Annotated in this window: 2 protein-coding genes and 1 pseudogene; all 3 read left to right on the top strand. The window is 36.3% G+C overall.

What is annotated here, in order from left to right; genetic code table 11:
- Positions 1 to 333, top strand: a pseudogene (locus ABIQ28_RS03550) (sorbosone dehydrogenase family protein); the annotation flags it as partial.
- 5 nt (positions 334 to 338) lie between these two features.
- The gene (locus tag ABIQ28_RS03545) at positions 339 to 2,627 is read left to right on the top strand and encodes a TonB-dependent receptor (protein WP_348035374.1); all 2,289 of its coding nucleotides are present in this window, start codon (positions 339 to 341) and stop codon (positions 2,625 to 2,627) included.
- 295 nt (positions 2,628 to 2,922) lie between these two features.
- Positions 2,923 to 3,258 (top strand): DUF4870 domain-containing protein, encoded by a 336-nt coding sequence (locus ABIQ28_RS03540; RefSeq protein WP_348035373.1) that lies wholly within the window; start codon positions 2,923 to 2,925, stop codon positions 3,256 to 3,258.
- The last annotated feature ends 118 nt before the right edge of the window (positions 3,259 to 3,376 follow it).

Raw genomic sequence — 3,376 nt, 5'->3', positions numbered from 1 at the left:
CCTGATGTTCCCTTAGGTTCGCACACGGCTTCTTTAGGATTTACTTTTTATGATGCCACTGCATTCCCTGAAAAATATAGAAATGGCGCTTTTGTAGGGCAGCACGGCTCGTGGAACCGCTCCGTTTTGGCGGGCTATAAAGTGGCGTTTATACCTTTTGAAAATGGAAAACCAAAACCACCAGAAGATTTCTTAACCGGTTTTATTGCAGATTTGGATAGCTCAGAGGTTTATGGACGGCCTGTTGCGGTGACCGTTAGTCCGCAAGGGGATTTATTAGTGAATGATGATGCTGGTGATGTCATTTGGAAAGTGAGTTATAAGATAAAATAAAAAGTATGAAATTTTTAAATTTTCAAGCGGTTATGATATTCATAACCGTTTTTATTAATATGCTCCAAGCACAGAATGTAGAAGGAGTAGTGAAGTCTCAACAAGGTATTCCTATTCCAGGGGTGGCCATAATTATTCGAAATCAGATCGTTTCTAAAACCGATGATGAAGGCGTATTTGTACTTCCAAAGCAATTTAATCTTCCCATCAACTTTACAATGGAGCATCCCAATTATCAATCTAAAAACCAGCTGTTATCTGAAAGCTACCAAATATTTCTTCTGAAGGGCATTGCTGGGATAGAGGAACTCAATCCTATAGTGATTACCGCGCCTTCTGAAATCAAGCCTATTCTTATTGTTCCCACAAACACGATTACAGCTGAAACCCTGGAGCAACAAAGTCCTGTGATGCTTGTGGATGCCATGAACAAAATCCCTGGGGTCTTTATTCAAAGTGGCGCAATAAATACCAATCGTATCACTATAAGAGGTGTGGGATCGCGGACGCTTTATGGAACCAATAAAATTAAAGCGTATTTTAATGGGATTCCGATAACCAATGGGGTGGGAGAAACTGTTTTGGATATTTATGATGTGGAAGATTTGCAGTCCGTTGAAATTATTAAGGGGCCTAAAGCGACTTTATATGGGACGAATCTCGGAGGCACGATTTTACTAAATTCCAAGAAACCCCAAACCGGTGGATTATCCTTTCAAAATAATACCACGATAGGCTCTTTTGGCTTGTTTAAAAATAGCATCGCTTCTGGTTTTTCCGATAAGCACTTCACGATACATTTTAATTATGACCATCTTGAAGTGGATGGGTTTCGTGAGAATAGTCAATACCAGATTAATTCCTACTTTCTAAATTCGACCTATAGATTTAACGATAAAACCGAAATTTCGCTGTTGTTTAATCACTCAAATTATTTAGCTCAATTACCAAGTTCCATCGGGAAAACTGATTATTTGGAAAACCCCTCAAAAGCTGCATTTACTTGGCTAAAAGCGAAAGGTTATAAAATGGATAAACAAATGTTGGGAGGCATCAATTTCAAGCATCAATTCTCGTCTAAATTTGAAAATAGCACGAGTGTGTTTTATTCCTATTCCGATCATTACGAACCACGACCTTTTAATATTTTGGATGAGCTTACTAAAGGCGTTGGATTGCGAAGCATTTTTACCCATACGATTGATTTTTTAGGAAGAAAAGCCATTTGGAATTTTGGCACCGAACTCTATCAAGATAAATACGATTGGAAAACTATTCAAAATCTTTACGCCACCAACGATGGGAACGGAAGTTTGGAAGGTGCGTTATTGAGTAATAATCAGGAAAAGAGAAAGAACATAAATGTTTTTTCAGATATCACACTTCCGCTAATGGAAAAGTTGACGCTTCAGTTTGGACTCAATTATAATAAAACGAACTACAATTTTAAGGATGAATTTAATCCTGAAGATGTGAATCCAAAGGCATCGCGAAATTTTGATCCGATTATCGCCCCCAATCTGAACGTGTCCTATCAGTTAAAAGCGCAATTGCAAGTTTTCGGTAATGTGAGTTATGGCTTTAATTATCCAAGCTTAGAAGAAGCGTTAACGCCGGAGGGGATTGTTAATCCGGAGATCAGTCCAGAGAAAGGTTATAACTATGAACTTGGGAGCGAGGCTTATTTTTTTCAAAAACGTTGGCATATTTTGGCTTCTTATTATATTTTGGATATCAAAGATTTGTTGGTGGCGCAAAGGGTAGGAGATGATCAATATATTGGCAGAAATGCAGGGCGTACCTTACACAAAGGCTTAGAGATTGCCACCGATTATAAATGGACGCTTACGAACGCCTTTAATATTTCGCCCTATATCAATGCCTCGTTTAATTGGCATCGTTTTAAAGATTTTGTAAACGAAGACATGGATTTTTCAGGTCATAAGCTCACTGGTGTTCCAAATTTAACCATTGCTTCTGGAGTCGCTTTAAATCTTGATAAATTTACTATGTTTATCAATCATCTGTATGTAGGAAAAATGCCGATGAATGATGCCAACAGCTTATATAGAGATGCTTACAGCGTATTGAATTTAAAGCTCAATTATTCTGGTCAACTTTTCAAAACCTTAAACTTCAAGCTCAATTTTGGTGTTAATAATCTGGCAGATACCAAATATGCCTCCTCCATTCTGATCAATGCAACAGGTTTTAATAATACGGAGCCTAGGTATTATTATCCGGGAAATCCTCGAAATTACTATGGAGGTGTGATGCTCAATTATCTTTTTTAAAAAATCAAATGACTAAAGCGTCATACTTGCCCTATAAATGTTCTGGCGGAGTTTTTAAAATAGGCTGAAAGTCTGTTGCATTCGTGAAATTTATAGTAAAAAATTTAAATCGGTATTCTCAGTCTACGAATAAGTTCGTGAAAATCCGTGAAATTCGTGTCAAAATTTTTAGAAGCTAAAGCGAGATGCACTAAAGTGCATACTTTTAACTTAATTTGAGACCAATAAAATGTAACAATTTAGATTACTGCTCGTCATATAATTACATCAATCACTAATTTAAATCACAATTATCATGCGAGAAGATAGATCATTAATCGTCATTGCCCATTTAAGCCAATTGATTACCTTATTAACTGGTTTTGGAAGTTTGATTCTGCCCTTAATCCTTTGGATAACCCAAAAGGAAAAAGTATATCAGATGGATGCCCACGGAAAAAACATTATTAACTTTCAGTTGAGTCTGATTGTTTATTGTATCATTTGTGTGCCGTTGATCCTTTTATTTGGACTGGGAATTTTAGGATTTATCCTTTTGGGGATTATGGCCATTGTATTTCCTGTAATCAATGCGATAAAAGCCAGCAATGGCGAAACACCAAGTTATCCTTTTACTTTTAATTTCCTGTGAAGACAGGAATCTTGATTATATAGTTTTAAAGGTCTAATTAGGATTTATAATTTTATGTGAATTCTTGTAAAAAAATAACTGGAATTAATTTATTTCTGTAGAATAACAAACATGTATA

This window comes from Gelidibacter sp., assembly GCF_039916245.1.
Taxonomy (GTDB): Bacteria; Bacteroidota; Bacteroidia; order Flavobacteriales; family Flavobacteriaceae; genus Gelidibacter.
Note: the sequence above shows the minus strand (reverse complement) of the source record. Positions and strands in the feature narration are given on the sequence as shown.